Raw genomic sequence first — 18,534 nt, 5'->3', positions numbered from 1 at the left:
CGCAACGCTCTAAACATAATTTAGGGCGTTTTACTATTATCAAAAGCATTCATCAATAAATCGAAACTTTATATACCTTTACAAGTACTTACTTCCTTCCCTGATACTGAGAGATGTCAGACCTTCTTTATGCGTTTGGATAAAATCCCGCACCCAATCAGGGTTAGTCTTTGAATAATCACGTAGCGCCCAGCCAATGGCTTTATTGATAAAAAACTCTGTCTGCTCCAGATTATTGAGAAGGATTTGCTCCAGCAGCAGAACATCCGTTTGCTTTTTTTGAAGTAATTGGTGTTCGATAGCCAATCGGCGCAACCAAATGTCCTCATCCGTACTCCAATCCAATACTATTTTCTTTGTCTCAGGATAGTGTAAACAAATATAACCTACCGAGCGACACAAAAAGTCAATCGTGTCCCACCAAGGCTTTATTTGTGCCAATTGCTTTATCTTTGGCAAATCATTTGAGGTCAAAGATTTTTGTTTTAGTTGTAAATAATCCAGCACCACATATTGCATTTCACGATAGGGATTTTCCCAAGCCTGATTGATAAATTTCCAATCTATCGTAGACTTGTGACTTTTCTTAAAAAATATTTTAGAAATTTGCCGCCTAATAGGTGTTTTAACTCCTAAAAATTCAAACTGATTTCTCATATACGCCTTCATGTGAACCGCATCATCACTGTTAGCTACTTCTTTTAAATCTTGAAAAATATCTTCTACATTCAAACTACCGTTCATTTTCAACACCCACATCTTTGACTAATTTAATTGATTTTTCTGGTTTACCCAAACTCTTCTGCAACCACGTTGTTATCGTGCCATTGACCAAATTTGTAACCAATTTTAGGAAAATGATCCACTTGCTGGTAACCACGTTTTTTATGGAAAGAAATACTGGCATCATTCAGCAGGGCAATACAAGCTAGAAAATGGACAATGCTTTGCTATTCAATAAGCAGTTCCAATTCATCATAGAGGGAGCTACCTCCCCACGACCACGACTCTCACTAGCTACATAAACTGACAATTCAGCCGTCCAATTGTAGGCCTCTCGATCATCATAAGTCGAAACATATGCATAACCGAAAATTTCCCCATTTTCCTCTGCCACTAGATAAGGATATTTTTTCAAAGTCTTTTCAATACGATCGGTAAATTCTTCGGCGCTGGGAATCTGGCATTCAAATGTAATAGCAGTATTTTCTACATAAGGAGCGTAGAGCGCTACAAGGGATGCAACATCAGATTTATGAGCTAATCTAATGTTCAGCCTAACGACTCTTTCTTTCCAACCTTTTTATTTAAGCCTATACAACTATACATAGTTTACCAAATTCAAAAATAAAAGGCTCTTGCGAACCTTGTTATTTAAAACAGTCCAATCGCTGTACCATCTGCTGCTACGTCCATGTTGAGTGCTGCAGGTCGTTTTGGCAAGCCGGGCATCGTCATAACATCACCAGTTAGGGCGACAATAAAACCTGCACCCAATTTTGGAACTACTTCGCGGATAGTGATTTCAAAGTTTTCTGGCGCTCCCAGAAGATTTGGATTATCTGAAAAACTGTACTGGGTCTTGGCCATACAAATTGGCAGCTTATCCCAGCCGTTCTTGACAATTTGAGAAATTTGAGTTTTTGCTTTCTTTTCAAAATTAATTTTTGTTCCACGATAGATTTCCTTGACAATTTTCTCGATTTTTTCTTCAACTGTCAGATTATTATCATAGAGTCGAGTGTATTTGGCGGGTCTCGTTTCAATCGTTTTGACCACAACTTCCGCAAGAGCCAATCCACCGTCAGCACCATCTGCCCAGACACTAGCTAATTCCACAGGTACATCAATTTGAGCACAAAGTACTTTCAGCTCAGCAATTTCAGCTTCTGTATCAGAAACAAACTCATTGATTGCTACAACAGCTGGAATGCCAAATTTACGGATATTTTCCACATGACGTTTGAGGTTGGCAAATCCAGCCCGCACTGCTTCTACATTTTCTTCGGTCAAGGCATCCTTGGCTACACCTCCGTTCATCTTAAGGGCACGGAGTGTTGCTACGATAACGACAGCATCCGGTGAAGTTGGTAAGTTTGGTGTCTTGATATCTAGGAATTTCTCAGCCCCTAGATCCGCGCCAAAACCAGCTTCAGTCACTGTGTAGTCCGCCAAATGCAGAGCTGTTGTTGTCGCCAGAACAGAATTACAGCCATGGGCGATATTGGCAAACGGTCCGCCGTGAACAAATGCAGGAGTTCCATAAATAGTCTGTACTAGATTCGGCTTTATAGCATCTTTCAAAATAAGAGCAAGAGCTCCCTCTACTTCCAAATCTCGAACATAAACAGGCGTCCGATCATGACGATAACCAATAACGATACTAGCTAAACGTTCTTTCAAGTCTTCAATACTTGTCGATAAGCAGAGAATAGCCATTATTTCAGATGCAACCGTAATATCAAAACCATCTTCCCGTGGAATTCCATTAACTGGGCTCCCCAGACCGACAGTAACGTGCCGCAAAGCACGGTCGTTCAAATCTACCACGCGCTTCCAAATGATACGCCGTTGGTCAATTCCTAAATCATTTCCTTGATGAAGATGATTGTCAATCAGAGCAGAAAGAGCATTGTTAGCGGTAGTAATCGCATGCATATCTCCTGTAAAATGCAGGTTGATGTCCTCCATTGGTAGAACCTGTGCATAACCCCCTCCAGCAGCTCCGCCTTTAATTCCCATAACTGGCCCAAGAGACGGTTCTCGAATCGCAATCATGGTTTTCTTTCCGATTTTGTTAAGAGCATCTGCTAAACCAATGGTAATTGTCGATTTCCCTTCTCCGGCAGATGTCGGATTAATCGCTGTTACCAAAATCAACTTACCAACTGGACTCTTTTGCAATTTCTGAATCTTATCAAAAGACAATTTAGCTTTGTATTTGCCATAAAGTTCTAAATCATCATAATCAATTCCAACTTTTTCCACCACATCAGCAATGGGCTGCAAGTCAACACTCTGAGCAATTTCTATATCCGTTTTCATTGGGAATCCTCCAGTTTTGATAAGATTATTATACCAAAAAATAAAGAAAACAAATTCTTTTAAAGCTAAACTTCTCAAAAACGTTCGGAAAAGTCTTTTTTATTTACGAATTAACTTTTTTTGTGTAAAATTTAATTATGAAACTATTGATTACTTCTGGCGGAACGAGCGAGAAAATTGATCAAGTTCGTTCTATTACAAATCACTCGACAGGAAAACTCGGTGCACTTATTGCGGAAAGTTTTTTGGCACGAGGCGATCAGGTCACCTTAGTCACTACACAGAGTGCTGTCAAACCCGCTTCTCATCCGAACTTAACCATTCAAATTATTAAAAATGTACAAGATTTGCTGGAAACAATGCAGCCTTTGGTCAAAACTCATGATGTTTTAATTCATTCAATGGCCGTTTCTGACTATACTCCTATTTATATGGCAGGATTTGACCAAATCACTGCTTCGCAGGATTTAACAGAGTTTTTGAACAAAACAAACGTCCAAGGGAAGATTTCATCACAAGATGATTATCAAGTTCTCTTCCTCAAACAAACGCCGAAAATTATCAGCCAAGTAAAAAAATGGAATCCCAATATCCGTCTAATCGGTTTTAAACTCTTAGTTGAAGTTTCTAAGGAAAAATTATTGGCAGTTGCTCGTGCCAGCCTTGTAAAAAATCAAGCTGAAATAATTGTGGCAAATGACTTGGATCATATTTCCAATCATCAACATCATGCTTACTTAGTTAAACAAGATTCTGTAATAGAAGCAACCACTAAAGAAGAAATTGCTCAACTATTGCTTACACATATTCATGCAAAGGACAATCTATGAAACATATCACATTAGCTGTCACGGGAAGTATTGCCGCCTATAAAGCTGCTGACTTGACTAGTCAATTGACTAAAGAAGACTTTGCAGTTACGGTACTGATGACACAAGCTGCAACTGAATTTATTACACCTTTGACTTTGCAAGTTTTGTCAAAAAATCTAGTTCACTCAGATGTCATGAAAGAGCCTGCGCCAAACAAGGTCAATCACATTGAAATCGCTAAGCAAACAGATCTCTTCTTAGTGGCACCCGCTTCTGCTAATACCATCGCTAAATTAGCCAGTGGCTTTGCAGACAATATGATAACAAGCACTGCTCTCGCTTTGCCTATAACAGTCAAAAAAGTGCTATCTCCTGCTATGAATACAAAAATGTATGAAAATCCAATCACACAAGAAAATCTATCTAAACTAGAAAAATACGGCTGGCAAATTATTCAGCCTAAAGAAACTGTCCTAGCTTGTGGTGACCACGGAATCGGCGCCCTTGCTTCTGTAGAAACGATTATAAAAAAAGTAAAGGAAATGATTTATGAAAAAACAATCTAATATTGCTCAAATTGCTATCTTTTTTGCTATTATGCTCGTCATTCATCTATTGAGTTCGGTGATATTCAACCTATTTCCCGTCCCGATTAAACCAACGATTGTTCATATTCCTGTTATTATTGCTAGTATCCTTTATGGACCAAAAGTTGGTGCACTTTTAGGTGCTTTAATGGGAATTATTAGTCTAGTTACAAATACAATTGTCCTCTTGCCAACAAGTCATCTATTTAGTCCATTTGTTCCTAATGGGAATATTTATTCGCTTATCATTGCTCTCGTTCCGCGAATTTTAATCGGAGTCACACCTTATTTTGTTTATAAATATCTTAAAAATAAAACTGGACTTATATTAGCAGGAACAGTTGGTTCATTGACAAATACGATATTTGTTTTAGGAGGGATTTTTCTACTATTCTCCAAAGTGTATAACGGAAACATTCAGTTGCTGCTTGCCTCTGTCATTTCAACCAATTCTATTGCTGAAATGATTATTTCTGCGGTTTTGACGGTTACCATTATCCCAGCACTTGAAAAAGTTAGAAAATAGTCACGTGAAAACGTGATTTTTTTATGAAAAAATGCTATAATGAAAACGGTTAAATAATAAAAAGTTTAGAATTCTAAGAAAAATAAAATGTTCATCATTCCGCTAAGGAAAGAAAGTTAGCTGCTATTTTTCAGATGTTTTCATAAACTTTCCAAATTGATAAAAGGAGACTTCACAATGACTTATCAAGATAATTTCAAAAAATGGTTTAATTTTACAGAACTTCCAGACTACCTTCGTAAAGAATTGGATTCGATGGACGAAAAGACAAAAGAAGATGCTTTTTATACAAATCTTGAATTTGGTACCGCTGGTATGCGTGGCTTGATTGGTGCAGGTACAAATCGTATCAATATTTATGTCGTTCGTCAGGCAACTGAAGGTTTAGCACGTTTGATTGATGAAAAAGGTGAGGATTTCAAAAAACGCGGTGTCGCTATTGCTTATGACTCTCGCCATTTCTCACCAGAGTTTGCCTTTGAATCTGCTGCGGTTTTAGCAAAACATGGCATTAAATCTTACGTATTTGAAAGTCTCCGTCCGACACCAGAATTATCATTTGCAGTTCGTCACTTAAAAGCTTTTGCCGGGATTATGATTACAGCCAGCCACAACCCTGCTCCATTTAATGGCTATAAAGTTTATGGCGAAGATGGTGGTCAAATGCCGCCTCATGATGCTGATGCTCTAACAGCTTATATTCGTGCCATTGAAAATCCATTTACTATTGAAGTAGCTGATGTTGAAGCCGAAAAAGCTTCTGGTTTGATTGAAGTTATTGGTGAAACTATTGATGCCGAATATCTCAAGGAAGTTAAAGACGTCAACATCAACCAACAATTGATTAAAGAATACGGCAAAGACATGAAAATCGTCTACACTCCGCTTCATGGTACAGGTGAAATGTTAGCACGTCGAGCATTTGCCCAAGCTGGTTTTGATTCTGTTCAGGTTGTTGAAGCTCAATGTGTGCCAGATCCAGACTTTTCTACTGTCAAATCACCAAACCCAGAAAACCAGGCGGCTTTCTCTCTCGCTGAAGAATTGGGACGCAAAGTTGGTGCGGACGTCCTTGTCGCAACAGACCCAGATGCTGACCGTGTAGGTGTTGAAGTTCTCCAAAAAGATGGTAGCTATCGCAATCTTTCAGGAAATCAAATTGGTGCAATTATGGCCAAGTATATCCTTGAAGCACACAAGATAGCTGGAACACTTCCTGCAAATGCAGCACTTTGCAAATCTATTGTATCTACCGATCTTGTAGCCAAGATTGCTGAAAGCTACGGCGCAACCATGTTCAACGTCTTAACTGGTTTCAAATTTATCGCTGAAAAGATTCAAGAATTTGAAGAAAAGCACAATCACACTTACATGATGGGCTTTGAAGAAAGTTTTGGCTACTTGATTAAACCATTTGTACGTGACAAAGATGCGATCCAAGCGGTATTAGTTGTTGCAGAATTGGCTGCCTATTATCGTTCTCGCGGCTTGACTCTTGCAGACGGAATCGAAGAAATCTACAAAGAATATGGTTATTATGCTGAAAAGACAATTTCAGTCACCTTGTCTGGCGTTGATGGCGCTGAACAAATCAAGGCAATAATGAGCAAGTTTCGTGATAATGCACCAAAAGAATTCAATGCTACTGCTATTGCAGTCACAGAAGATTTCAAAGCTCAGACTGCCACTACTACTGATGGAACAGTCACTGCCCTTACAACACCCCCTAGTGATGTATTAAAATATACGCTTACTGATGGTTCATGGATTGCTGTACGTCCTTCAGGAACAGAACCAAAAATCAAATTTTATATTGCCGTTGTTGGAAATTCCAGCCAAGACGCTCAAGCAAAAATTGATACAATTGAAGCAGAAATCAACGACTTTGTACAATAAGCAGAAAAACTGAAGCCTTTGGTTTCGGAATCTCACTTCTATAATCTTCAAATTTCGAGTCTGGGACGATCATGTCTCAGACTCGACTGCTTTTATAATAAAGAACAGTGCTTTGAATCTGCTTTGCAAGCCACAAATGCTATTTGCTTTTCAAACTTAAAAGAATGACTAATAAAAAATAAGGGAACTATATAGTAATTTACACCAATCACAATATGGAGTATTTTAAAATAAGATTTTTGTAAATTTTACAACTAAACTTTGTGATTGTGTAAACAGGTATATAATTCCAAAGAAAATAATCTTTTCTCTATTTACAACTTCCAACAGTCTAGTAGGCTGTTGCTTTGTCTCATTCATCTTTCAATATTTTACTTTTCATTTCAAATCTCTGCATTATTTTTATATTTATGGCATACTGGAATGAGCAAAAGAAATGAGGTTATTTTATGAAAAAATTTGCACAAGATATCAAAGTTTTAGAAATGACTACTGTTAATCGTGCTCGAAAAGCTATTGCAAACAAGGAAACAGCTACATTTTTCATTGGTCGAAAAACATGTCCTTACTGTCGTAAATTTGCCACTACGCTAGCTAGTGTTGTCGCTGAAACCCAAGCACACATTTTCTTTATCAATAGTGAGGAACCTAGTGAACTGGAAGAACTCCAAGCTTTCCGTTCCGAATATGGAATCCCAACTGTGCCAGGATTTTTACACACAGAGAATGGTCAGGTGACTGTCCGTTGTGACTCTTCTATGACAGCTGACGAAATCAAGACATTCGCTAACTTATAAAAATGAAGCTGGAATTAAAATTTCCAACTTCAAAGTATATTATAAACTAACTAAGCAGTAACTTTTTACTATCACCAAACGAGTCAGGGATCATATCGTCCCTGTCTTTTAATATTTAATTTCCTTTTTGAAAAGTTTGCCACATCTTTTGCTGAGGTTTAGCAAATGGATAGTTGTCAAATTCATCAGGATGCAACCATAAAACTTGTTCCTGTTTAGGCATTTCCGTAGCATTTACTACCTGACCATAAAGTAAACGGATCTGCCACTTGCGATGACTAAATACATGCTGAATCTGTGGGAAGTGTACTGACTGCCAATCCACTACTACATCATAATCCTGTTCAAAGCTTTCTTTGGGAGATAAGTCAAATGAAACTTGATTTTCAGCTATTTCAAAAAGCGATAACTGTTCATCATCAGGAAATTCACCTACTTCAATTAAAGGAAAATGCCAAAATCCGGCCAAAAGGCCGCTAGTCTCATTTTTTTCCAAGAGAAACTGTCCTTGAGCATCTTGGATAATCAAACCATATAAATAAACTGGAACTGGTTTTTTCTTAGGAGCTTTGATAGGGTACTTCTCCATGGTTCCATGTAAGTAAGCAGCACTAAATTCCTTTACAGGGCTATCTTCTGGTCGGGGATTCACCGGCGCTTCAATATCTGAACCCAAATCCATCAGAGCTTGGTTAAAATCTCCTGGCCTTTCGGGATCAATCAACATTTCCATCATAGTTTGAAAAACTTTCCGATTGGCTGGAATACCGATGTCTAAATTCACCTCAAACAAACGACTCAAAACTCGCATCACATTCCCATCAACAGCTGGCTCTGGCAATCCAAAAGCAATACTAGCGATAGCGCCTGCTGTATAAGGACCAATCCCTTTAAGACTGAAAATTCCTTCGTAAGTGTGAGGAAACTCACCCTCAAACTCTGCCACAATCTGCTGAGCCGCCTCTTGCATATTGCGCACTCGCGAATAATATCCTAGTCCCTCCCATGCTTTTAGTAAGCGTTCTTCTGGTGCGATTGCCAAATCTTGGACTGTCGGAAACCAATCCAAAAAGCGCTCATAGTAAGGAATGACCGTGTCTACCCGTGTTTGCTGAAGCATAATTTCTGAAATCCAGATATGATAAGGATTATTACTTCTCCGCCAAGGCAAATCACGTTTATTTTCATCATACCACATTAGTAACTTTTGGCGAAAGGATGTAATTTTTTCATCCTCCCACATTTCAATTCCGTATTTCTTCAAATCTAACATGAATTTAGTATATCATAAAATAAAACAAGAACCCAGAAAGTGAACTCTGGATTCTTTGTCATTCTTCTAATAATGACCGACTACTTGGCTGGCAGTAATTAACGTCAATTTATAAACATCGTCAGCATTACATCCTCGTGAAAGATCATTTACTGGATGATTCAACCCTTGCAAAATAGGACCAACTGCTGAAAAACCGCCGAGACGCTCTGCCATTTTATAGCTGATATTTCCAGCTTCGATACTAGGAAAGACGAAAACAGTCGCTTGTCCAGCTACATTGCTGCCAGGAGCCTTTAATTCTGCTGTTTTAGGTACAAAAGCTGCGTCAAATTGTAATTCTCCATCAATGGCAAGGTCAGGTCGCATTTCCTGCGCTAGTTTTGTGGCTTCAACGACTTTATCAACCTTTTCACCAAATCCAGATCCTTTAGTTGAATAACTAAGCATCGCTACTTTCGGATCAATACCAAAGATTTGTGCAGTTAATGCTGAGTTAATGGCAATTTCTGCTAATGTTTTAGCGTCTGGATCAATATTGATGGCACAATCACTGAAAACATAACGTTCATCGTCACGAACCATGAGAAAAGCACCAGATGTACGAGAAACCCAAGGAAGGGTTTTAATAATTTGAAGGGCTGGGCGAACTGTGCTTGCAGTAGAATGAACTGCACCAGAAACCATCCCTTGTACTTTTCCAAGATAAACGAGCATGACACCAAAATAATTGACATCCTCTTTCAAGAGTTTCCGAGCTTCGTCTTCTGTGATTTTTCCTTTACGGCGTTCAACGAAAGCTGCCACCATTTCTTCAAAGCAAGAACAATTTTGAGGATCAATAACCTCATAACCATCTGTCACACTTTCAATCTCAAGATAAATCCGAATTTTTTCAGGATTTCCTAACAAAACAGGTGTAATACTTGTTTCATTTACCAAACGTTTTGTCGCTTGAAGAATACGTGGTTCTTCACCTTCTGGTAGAACAATTTTTACTTCTTTGTCTTGAAGTGCTTCACGAATCGTTTCAAAAATTTTCATGTTTTACTCCTTTTTATTGCTTAATTTTTGAATCACTGCTTGGAAATCTTCCGGAAGAGGACTCGATTTATTCACAACTTCCTCATGAAATGGATTGTAAAAACGCAATGAATGGCAATGAAGAGCTTGTCGTGTCATGCCATCTGTCAAGCTGCCACCATACAAATCATCTCCTAATAACGGAAAGCCAATATAAGAAAAATGTACCCTAATCTGGTGTGTCCGTCCTGTGTGAAGATGAATATCGACAAGATAAACATCACCATATTGCGCTAGAACCTTATAGCTCGTATGAGCATATTTCCCATTTTTCGCTACACAGCGTGTAATAATACTGCTATCTTCTCGCGCGATGGGAGCAACAATGTCTCCTTCTGGCTTTAACGGTTCAGAACCCTTGACCAAAGCATAATAATGTTTCTCAATGATTTTCTTTTGCAACTGCTTGTCCAGTCTTGCATGAGCATAACCATGTTTTGCAAACAGCATCAGACCACTTGTATCTTTATCCAAACGTGTCACAATATGAATCTGTTGATTTTCATAATGATTAGAAATGTAATAAGCTTTTACAAAATTTGCCATTGTATTAGAATGATTCACACTAGGAATGCTTGCTATACCAGATGGCTTATTCAAAATTAGAAAATGTTCATCTTCATAGACAATTTCTAATTCTCTTTCTACTGCTCGTAGACTGCTAAAACTTTCTTCAGCTGGAATATCGATGGCAACTTTATCGCCAATATCTAACAAATAAATGGCATTTTGCTTCTTACCATTTACGTGAATATCTCCACCAGAAAACTTAATTTTTGCGAGCAAACTTTTGGAAATTTCGTGCTTTTTTAAAAAGGTCTTAACTTTAACATGTTCATCTGCAGTAAATTCAAACCTCATTCCTCCACCTCGCCAATAAAAGCATCTTTTACACGATTCCAGAAACTCGTATGACTCGGTGTAGCAAGAAAGTTAATCTTATGTTGATCAATTTGAAATTCAATTTTAGAAATATTGTTTATCATAAAATTCTGATTGTCAATCGAAATCGCATGTCGGTCATTCCAAGTCGGCACGATTTCAATTTTATCTTTCTTAGGAACGATAATTGAGGAGCCTAAGGTTCGAAATACACGATTGTTTAAACTTGCAACTTCTGCAATCTGAAGAGCTTCAATCGTTGGATGCAGAACAGCTCCGCCTAACGATTTATTGTAAGCTGTACTTCCTGTCGGAGTTGATACGGAAATACCATCACCACGAAAGCGCTCAAAATGCACTTGATTAATAATAACATCGGCGACCATTGTTCGTCCAGAACGCTTGATTGTCGCTTCGTTTAATGCACGCTTTATACAAATTTCATTATTTCCATGGAAAATTTTAACATTTAAAATCGGATAGGACACTTTCGCACCAGTATCTAATTTTAAGTTATTAATTAATTTGTCCAATTCAAAATCTCGATAATCCGTATAAAAGCCCAAATGTCCCGTATGGACACCGACAAAACGAACTTTATCCAACTGCTCTTCATACTTATGAAAAGCTGATAAAAGCATCCCGTCGCCACCGATTGAAATGACAATGTCAGGATTATTATCATTCAAAATAAAATGATTTTGCTTTAATTTTTGTTTTAATTGGCGACAAATTTCTTGGCTTTGCCGTCTGCGATTACTGATAATTCCTATTCTTTTATCTGTATTCTTCATCTGTATCGTCACTATTTCCTACGCCGTCATTCAATTTGCGACTGATTGGGTCAAATAAAGCTTGCGCTTCTTGAATATCATCACGAATTTTCCCCATTTCTTCGTCCAATTGATAGGCGATTTTTGCGGTAATCTCCAGACGTTTCTTAATTTCATCTGGAAATTCACCCTTATATTTATAATTCAGCGAATGTTCAATTGTTGCCCAAAAGTTCATGGACAAAGTGCGGATTTGAATCTCTGCCAAAACTGTTTTGTTGCCATCAATGGTATCAACCGGGTATTCAATAATGACATGATAACTTCGATATCCACTAGCCTTACGGTTTTTAATATAGTCTCGCTCTTGAACAATCCGCATATCATGCCGCTTTCGCAAAACATCCAAAACTTCTTCCACATCATCCACAAATTGAACCATGACCCGCAAACCTGCTATATCTTGCATATCTTGCGCTAGATTTTCCTCTTTAATCCCGCGCAAAGCCATTTTTTCTTTGATACTTTCTATCGGTTTTACACGACCTGTCACAAACTCAATCGGAGAATGCTTTTTTTGTTTTCGATACTGTTTACGAATCCCACGCAGTTTGATCTTTAATTCACCAACCGCTTGAATATAAGGATCCAGAAACTCTTCCCACTCTAATTGCATACACTCACCTTGTCATTTTACTTAATTTTTTATAAAATAAACACAATACTTATTATAACATAAATCGCTTTCAAACAAAAGAAAAGGATTGGAAAATGAATCATTTGGAAATTGAATACAAAACGCTTCTGACAAAAAATGAGTACCAACAGCTGTTACCACTGTTTTCAAAGATAAAAGCTACCAAGCAGATAAACTACTATATTGACACAGCCGACTTTTCAATTCGAGATGCAAAAATGGCACTTCGGATTCGTACTTTTGAAACTCGTGCCGAATTAACTTTGAAAATTCCGCAGCAGGTCGGTAATATGGAATACAATCAATTTCTCACTTTAGAAGAGTCTCACACTTTCATCAATACATGTGTGCTACCTGAAGGAAAAATACGCACCCTGCTGACTCAAGCTGCTATCAACCTCGAGAAATTAAAGGTTCTAGGGAGCTTGACAACTATTCGCTATGAAAAAGAAACTACTATTGGCTTGATGGCACTTGATGAAAATCATTATTTTGACAAAACAGACTATGAATTAGAGCTGGAAGTGACAGATGCTGAAATTGGAAAAGAACAATTCAATTACTTTTTACAAGCTCATCATATCCATTATAAATATGCAAAACCTAAAGTTGCAAGATTTGCTCAAAACTTATGAATAAAAAGCTGAAATTTTGCTTATTTTTTGATAAAATGGAGTGTAGAAATCAAAAGGAGTCTTATATAAGTTATGATGGATATACTGACGGATAAAGCACAGATGAAGTTGTTTGCACTAAATTCCAATCACGATATCGCCGAAAAAATTGCTCAAGCTGCTGGCGTATCTCTTGGAAAACTATCCTCACGTCAATTTTCAGATGGTGAAATTCAAGTTAACATCGAAGAAAGTGTACGTGGTTTTGATGTATTTATCATTCAGTCAACGAGTTTCCCTGTCAATAATCATTTGATGGAACTTCTCATCATGGTGGATGCCTGCAATCGCGCTAGCGCTAACTCTGTCAATGTCGTGATGCCATATTTTGGCTATGCGCGCCAGGATCGCACTGCTGCTCCTCGTGAACCAATTACGGCAAAACTGGTAGCAAATATGTTGGTAAAAGCAGGAGTTGATCGTGTTCTAACCCTTGATTTGCATGCCGTTCAAGTTCAAGGTTTCTTTGATATCCCTGTTGATAACCTTTACACTGTCCCTCTCTTTGCCAAACATTACTGTGAAAAAGGCTTGTCTGGTGAAGATGTTGTTGTGGTTAGTCCAAAAAATTCTGGTGTTAAACGTGCTAGAAGCTTAGCAGAGCATTTAGATGCTCCGATTGCAATTATCGACTACGCTCAAGACGATACCCACCGTAACGAAGGCTATATTATCGGAGATGTAGCTGGGAAAAAAGCTATCCTTATTGATGATATTTTAAATACTGGTCGTACATTTGCTGAAGCCTCAAAAATTGTTGAACGCGAAGGTGCAACAGAAATTTATGCAGTTTCTAGTCATGGTTTATTTGTTGAGGGAGCCGCTGAAAAGTTAGATAACTCTCCTATCAAAGAAATCCTGGTTACTGACTCAGTTGCAACGAAAGAAAAAACTCCGAAAAATGTTCAATACATCACTGCAAGTGGGCTAATCGGAGATGCAATCGTTCGTATCCATAAAAGAAAACCAGTCAGTCCACTGTTTGCTTACAATAAAAAGAAATAAGGAGAAATCTTGATTTATTTCGATAATGCAGCAACAACTCCTATGTCAAAGACTGCTATGACTGCTATGACACAGGTTATGGAAAATACCTTTGGCAATCCATCTAGCATTCATAGCCACGGCAGAGCTGCTAGTAAAATTCTTCGCAAAGCCCGACAAGAACTTGCTGACCTACTTCATACTAAAAGTCAACATATCATCTTTACATCAGGTGGGACAGAAAGTAACAATACAGCCATAAAAGGGTATGCCTTAGCCCATCAAGACCAGGGAAAGCACATTATCACCACTGCTATCGAACATCATTCTGTGCTTGCAACTATTGAATATCTGGTAGATAAGTTTGGCTTTGAAGCGACTTATATCCAACCCCAAAATGGAGAAATCACAGCTCAGCAGATAAAAGAAGCTCTTAGAGAGGATACTATACTTGTCTCCACTATGTATGCCAACAATGAAACTGGCTACCTGCTTCCAATCAAAGCAATTGCTGAAGTTTTGAAACATCATCCCGCTGCTTATCATGTGGATGCAGTACAAATTATGGGCAAATTACCTGTGTATCCCGAAGAACTAGGAATTGATTTTATGAGTGCATCAGCTCATAAATTTCATGGTCCTAAAGGCATTGGTTTCTTGTACGCCAATCAGATGAAATTTGATAAATTTTTACATGGCGGAGATCAAGAAGATAAAAGACGTGCAGGTACTGAAAATTTAGCAGCTATCGCTGGAATGATTGCAGCTTTAAAAGAAAATCTTAAGGGCTATCCAGAAAATATAAGTCATGTGGAAAGCTTAAAAAAACAGCTTCTCGCTGAACTGGACGGAATAGACTACTATGTCAATAATGATTCTCATACACTTCCCTATGTAATAAATCTTGGCTTTCCTAAACAGGCTAATGACTTATTACTAATGCGTTTAGACTTGGCAGGAATTTCTATTTCAACCGGATCTGCTTGTACAGCAGGTACAGTTGAACCAAGTCACGTTCTTGAAGCTTTTTATGGTAGTGATTCAGAGCGATTAAAGGAATCTATCCGCATTAGCTTTTCAGAACAAAATACTTCAGAAGAAGTTCACCAATTTACCACAATATTAAAAGAAATTTTAGGAGGATAAATAGATGGCTTTTCAGACCACTATTCACTTAAAAGATTGCCCATACAGCTACTCTCTTGGAGAAAACGTAAAAAAATTTACTTTGCGTGATAACACTTTTTCTGAAACAAAAGTTGGAAATTATGAATTAACACGTTTATTAGAAAGTGTTCCAAATAGTGGTGATGGTTTTTTGTTAAAAATCATTATCAACAAAGAGCTTTCAGGTGTGAAAATCAATATTACAGACAAATCTGGTCTTCGCTTGGTTAACATTTTCAAATCAGAAACCAATCAGATCATTCAAGAAAAATTTTATTTTCTAATGGATAGTTTGGTTGAACGTGGTATTTTCACCAAACAAGAACATTAAGTAAATAGCTATAGCTCAACAGTTCATTTTAGAACTGTAAAAAGATAAAAAATAGAGTAGGGTGACAAATCGAAAGTTTTGGTTTTTCTCCTACTCCTTTTCTATTTCCATCAAATAAGTTGATTTTTTCACAAACTTTCTATAAAATAGTCTTTGAAAGGATGTGATTTTGTGAAATCTGAAAGAAATACAACCATTCCACGCGCAACTGCTAAAAGGCTCTCTCTTTATTATCGGATTTTTAAACGATTTAATTCTGAAAAAATTGAAAAAGCCAATTCAAAACAAATCGCAGATGCTATCGGGATTGATTCTGCAACTGTTCGTCGTGATTTTTCTTACTTTGGTGAATTAGGTCGTCGTGGGTATGGTTATGATGTAAAAAAACTCATGAATTTTTTTGCTGATTTACTTCATGATCATTCTATTACCAATGTGATGTTAGTCGGTATCGGTAATATGGGACACGCATTACTCCACTACCGCTTCCATGAACGTAATAAAATGAAGATTGTTATGGCATTTGACACCGATGATCATCCTGAAGTTGGAACGATTACAAATGACGGGATTCCTATTTATGGCATTTCACAAGTAAATGATAAACTAAAAGATGTAGATGTAAAGACCGCTATTTTGACGGTTCCAAGTACAAGAGCTCAAGAAGTGGCAACTATCCTTGTAGAAGCTGGCGTAAAAGGTATTCTCAGTTTCTCACCCGTTCACTTAACCGTTCCAAAAGATGTTGTTGTTCAATATGTTGACTTGACAAGTGAGCTGCAAACACTCCTCTACTTTATGAAAAAAGGGTATTAAATAATTAGAAAGAGCAGATATTTATTTATGAAGAAACCCATTATCGGAATTACTGGAAATGAAAGACCCAACCCTGAAGACGAATTTGCCATCATGAGCTATGCTGCTAAAGGATTTGTGGAAGGCGTAAAAGAAGTTGGTGGAATTCCTGTCATATTGCCAATTGGAGATGCAGACATGGCTCAGCATTACATCAAGATGATTGATAAACTTATCCTAACAGGTGGACAAAATGTATCACCACAATTCTATGGTGAAGAAAAAATGATTGATAGTGATGATTATCATTTGGAGCGTGATGTGTTTGAATTATCCTTAATCCATGAAGCGATCCAACAGCAAAAACCAATTTTTACTGTTTGCCGCGGTACACAATTGTTTAATGTCGCAATGGGCGGAACTCTTTATCAAGATATTGAACATCATTGGCAAGACAGTTCTGCAGAGTATACTACTCAAAAATTAGTTACCAAACCTGGTTCTGTTTTGGAAAAGATTTATGGTGAAGTATCTCATATAAATTCTTTCCATCATCAAAGTATTAAAGATTTAGCAGAAAATGTCGAAGTCATCGCCCATGATCCAAAAGATAATACCATTGAAGCCATTACTACAACTGATGAAATCGCTTATCTGGGAGTTCAATGGCATCCAGAATTCTTATTTGAAACACGTCCTAAAGATCGGTTACTCTTTGACTATGTTGTCAATAAACTTTAAATCAATTCCGTTTCTTCTCGATAGCTATAATAATCTTTCTCAGCGACGATGAGATGATCCAGTAAGATGAAGCCCATTAGCTCACACGCTTCTTTTACATGTTTGGTCACTTCATCGTCGTTTCTGCTTGGTAATACAGCTCCTGACGGATGATTGTGCACCAAAATAACGGATGTCGCCATATGCCTCACGGCATAATGCAGAATTTCTCGCGGCTCTGCAATGCTACGTGACACACTGCCGATAAAAATAGTCTGTTGATGAATGATTTTATTTTGAGTGTCTAGATATAAAGCAACAAGATGTTCCTGTTTTTTATGCCCCAATTCCTGTTGCATTTTTTTCGCTAACTTTTGACTACTTAAAATTTGCTCTTGCATAATCAATTCTGCTTTACTAATTCGCTGTCCCAACTCAATCATGGCTTGCAATTCAATAGCTTTGATACGTCCAATTCCAGAAATTGATTGTAATTCTTGTAGTGTCATATTACGCAAATCATTTAAACTAGAAATTGTTGATAAAATTCGTTGGGAAACTTGAAAAACAGTTTCTTTTTTATTGCCAGTGCGGATAAGAATGGATAACAATTCTTGATTGCTCAATTGTTCTGCACCTTCTGCTACCAAACGTTCTCTTGGCAATAAAGAATCTTCCTGAAATGAAATACTATACATAAAAAACCTCCTCATATCCTTATTCGGAAAAGGAAGAAGAAAATAAAAAATCTGAGAAATTATTCTCAAATTTTTTAAGTTAGTATTTACATTTCAACGATTTTACCTGTTTCAAAGTAAACAACCCATTCGCAGATATTTTTAGCATAATCACCAATACGTTCCAGATATGAAATAACTTGGAAATAATCACGACCTGTAACAATCAAATCTGGATTTGCCTTAATTTCTTGCGTTGCCAAATCTCGAATATCATCAAAATACTGATTAATTTTCTCATCCATAGCTGCAACTTCATAAGCCTTATCCACATCACCATTAAGATAAAGTTCAAGTGCTGCTTCCACAAAGTTCTTAACATCACGCCCCATCTTGCTGATTTCTTCTTCAACAGATTGGATGCGAACTTCTCCTTTCATACGGATCGTCGCTTGTGCAATGGAAACGGCATGATCCCCCATTCTTTCCACATCACTACTTGCCTTCAAAACTGTAATAACGGTTCGTAAATCTTGTGAAACAGGCTGCTGCAAAGCAATGATTTCTAAAGACTTTTTCTCCAACTTTACTTCATATTCATTGACCTCTGCGTCTTCTTCAATAACCTCTTTTGCCAATTCACGATCGTGGGTCACAAATGCACGAACTGTGCGGTTAATCTGTGATAACACTTCATTTCCCATCGCGTAAAATTGGTTATGAAGTTTTGCTAAATCTTCTTCAAATTGTACTCTAAGCATAAAATTTCCTTTCGTCAGATATAAAGAGGATCAATAATCCTCGTGATTGGCTGA

General features: G+C 37.5%; 20 protein-coding genes and 1 pseudogene. 11 read left to right on the top strand and 10 right to left on the bottom strand.

Annotated features, from left to right (window positions below; genetic code table 11):
• Positions 1–78: 78 nt before the first annotated feature.
• The 3 genes and pseudogenes from H8787_RS04990 to H8787_RS04980 all read right to left on the bottom strand — a co-directional run bounded on the left by H8787_RS04990 (position 79) and on the right by H8787_RS04980 (position 3,045).
• Positions 79–732 carry a DNA alkylation repair protein gene (locus H8787_RS04990; RefSeq protein ID WP_187328368.1) on the bottom strand — a complete coding sequence of 218 codons (654 nt, stop codon included), beginning with the start codon at positions 730–732 and terminating at the stop codon, positions 79–81.
• A 1-nt stretch (position 733) separates the two neighbouring features.
• Positions 734–1,276: pseudogene (locus tag H8787_RS04985) on the bottom strand (N-acetyltransferase family protein).
• Positions 1,277–1,374: 98 nt separating this feature from the next.
• Positions 1,375–3,045, bottom strand: coding sequence for a formate--tetrahydrofolate ligase (locus H8787_RS04980; RefSeq protein ID WP_048800462.1), 1,671 nt, complete (start codon positions 3,043–3,045; stop codon positions 1,375–1,377).
• A gap of 137 nt (positions 3,046–3,182) precedes the next feature.
• On the opposite strand from H8787_RS04980, the gene H8787_RS04975 reads away from it, so the two are divergent.
• The 5 genes from H8787_RS04975 (at position 3,183) to H8787_RS04955 (ending at position 7,663) form a co-directional block, all read left to right on the top strand.
• The gene (locus H8787_RS04975) at positions 3,183–3,875 is read left to right on the top strand and encodes a phosphopantothenate--cysteine ligase (protein WP_187327582.1); all 693 of its coding nucleotides are present in this window, start codon (positions 3,183–3,185) and stop codon (positions 3,873–3,875) included.
• Positions 3,872–4,423, top strand: a complete 552-nt coding sequence (gene coaC / locus H8787_RS04970; RefSeq protein ID WP_003069474.1) for a phosphopantothenoylcysteine decarboxylase — start codon at positions 3,872–3,874, stop codon at positions 4,421–4,423. The genes H8787_RS04975 and coaC overlap by 4 nt, the downstream gene beginning before the upstream one ends.
• Complete coding sequence (locus H8787_RS04965) at positions 4,407–4,970, top strand: ECF transporter S component (RefSeq protein WP_006270556.1); 564 nt, start codon at positions 4,407–4,409, stop codon at positions 4,968–4,970. The genes coaC and H8787_RS04965 overlap by 17 nt, the downstream gene beginning before the upstream one ends.
• A 177-nt stretch (positions 4,971–5,147) precedes the next feature.
• On the top strand, positions 5,148–6,866 hold the full coding sequence (locus tag H8787_RS04960; RefSeq protein ID WP_187327581.1) for a phospho-sugar mutase: 1,719 nt from the start codon (positions 5,148–5,150) through the stop codon (positions 6,864–6,866).
• Between the two features lie 449 nt (positions 6,867–7,315).
• A complete protein-coding gene (locus tag H8787_RS04955) occupies positions 7,316–7,663 on the top strand; it encodes a thiol reductase thioredoxin (protein ID WP_006270586.1) in 348 nt (115 codons plus the stop codon).
• Positions 7,664–7,778: 115 nt separating this feature from the next.
• Here H8787_RS04955 and mutY read toward each other — a convergent pair whose 3' ends face one another.
• From mutY to H8787_RS04930, 5 genes are all read right to left on the bottom strand, one after another.
• Positions 7,779–8,936, bottom strand: coding sequence for an A/G-specific adenine glycosylase (gene mutY, locus H8787_RS04950; RefSeq protein WP_187328352.1), 1,158 nt, complete (start codon positions 8,934–8,936; stop codon positions 7,779–7,781).
• 66 nt (positions 8,937–9,002) lie between these two features.
• Positions 9,003–9,980 (bottom strand): phosphate acetyltransferase, encoded by a 978-nt coding sequence (gene pta, locus H8787_RS04945; RefSeq protein WP_003069485.1) that lies wholly within the window; start codon positions 9,978–9,980, stop codon positions 9,003–9,005.
• Between the two features lie 3 nt (positions 9,981–9,983).
• Positions 9,984–10,880 (bottom strand): RluA family pseudouridine synthase, encoded by an 897-nt coding sequence (locus tag H8787_RS04940; RefSeq protein ID WP_003069487.1) that lies wholly within the window; start codon positions 10,878–10,880, stop codon positions 9,984–9,986.
• Entirely contained in the window at positions 10,877–11,695 is an 819-nt protein-coding gene (locus H8787_RS04935; RefSeq protein ID WP_003069490.1) for an NAD kinase, read from the bottom strand. The genes H8787_RS04940 and H8787_RS04935 overlap by 4 nt, the downstream gene beginning before the upstream one ends.
• Positions 11,679–12,350 (bottom strand): GTP pyrophosphokinase family protein, encoded by a 672-nt coding sequence (locus H8787_RS04930; RefSeq protein ID WP_003069492.1) that lies wholly within the window; start codon positions 12,348–12,350, stop codon positions 11,679–11,681. The genes H8787_RS04935 and H8787_RS04930 overlap by 17 nt, the downstream gene beginning before the upstream one ends.
• 95 nt (positions 12,351–12,445) lie before the next feature.
• Between H8787_RS04930 and H8787_RS04925 the strand changes: the two genes are divergently transcribed.
• The 6 genes from H8787_RS04925 to H8787_RS04900 all read left to right on the top strand — a co-directional run bounded on the left by H8787_RS04925 (position 12,446) and on the right by H8787_RS04900 (position 17,063).
• On the top strand, positions 12,446–13,006 hold the full coding sequence (locus H8787_RS04925) for a CYTH domain-containing protein (protein ID WP_187328351.1): 561 nt from the start codon (positions 12,446–12,448) through the stop codon (positions 13,004–13,006).
• An 84-nt stretch (positions 13,007–13,090) separates the two neighbouring features.
• Positions 13,091–14,050, top strand: a complete 960-nt coding sequence (locus tag H8787_RS04920; protein ID WP_100207696.1) for a ribose-phosphate diphosphokinase — start codon at positions 13,091–13,093, stop codon at positions 14,048–14,050.
• Between the two features lie 9 nt (positions 14,051–14,059).
• The gene (locus tag H8787_RS04915; RefSeq protein ID WP_187328350.1) at positions 14,060–15,175 is read left to right on the top strand and encodes a cysteine desulfurase family protein; all 1,116 of its coding nucleotides are present in this window, start codon (positions 14,060–14,062) and stop codon (positions 15,173–15,175) included.
• A 4-nt stretch (positions 15,176–15,179) separates the two neighbouring features.
• Positions 15,180–15,527 (top strand): DUF1831 domain-containing protein, encoded by a 348-nt coding sequence (locus tag H8787_RS04910; RefSeq protein WP_003069499.1) that lies wholly within the window; start codon positions 15,180–15,182, stop codon positions 15,525–15,527.
• 171 nt (positions 15,528–15,698) lie between these two features.
• A complete protein-coding gene (locus H8787_RS04905; RefSeq protein ID WP_070668039.1) occupies positions 15,699–16,343 on the top strand; it encodes a redox-sensing transcriptional repressor Rex in 645 nt (214 codons plus the stop codon).
• A 27-nt stretch (positions 16,344–16,370) separates the two neighbouring features.
• Positions 16,371–17,063, top strand: coding sequence for a gamma-glutamyl-gamma-aminobutyrate hydrolase family protein (locus H8787_RS04900; protein WP_187328349.1), 693 nt, complete (start codon positions 16,371–16,373; stop codon positions 17,061–17,063).
• Here H8787_RS04900 and radC read toward each other — a convergent pair.
• Both radC and phoU read right to left on the bottom strand, forming a co-directional pair.
• Complete coding sequence (radC, locus tag H8787_RS04895) at positions 17,060–17,740, bottom strand: RadC family protein (RefSeq protein WP_006267165.1); 681 nt, start codon at positions 17,738–17,740, stop codon at positions 17,060–17,062. The genes H8787_RS04900 and radC overlap by 4 nt on opposite strands.
• A gap of 86 nt (positions 17,741–17,826) precedes the next feature.
• Positions 17,827–18,480 (bottom strand): phosphate signaling complex protein PhoU, encoded by a 654-nt coding sequence (phoU, locus tag H8787_RS04890; protein ID WP_003069505.1) that lies wholly within the window; start codon positions 18,478–18,480, stop codon positions 17,827–17,829.
• Between the last annotated feature and the right edge of the window lie 54 nt (positions 18,481–18,534).

The organism is Streptococcus sp. NSJ-72 (assembly GCF_014334035.1).
GTDB lineage: Bacteria > Bacillota > Bacilli > Lactobacillales > Streptococcaceae > Streptococcus > Streptococcus constellatus.
The sequence above is the reverse complement of the archived record's forward strand: the minus strand, read 5'-3'. Positions and strand labels throughout refer to the sequence as shown.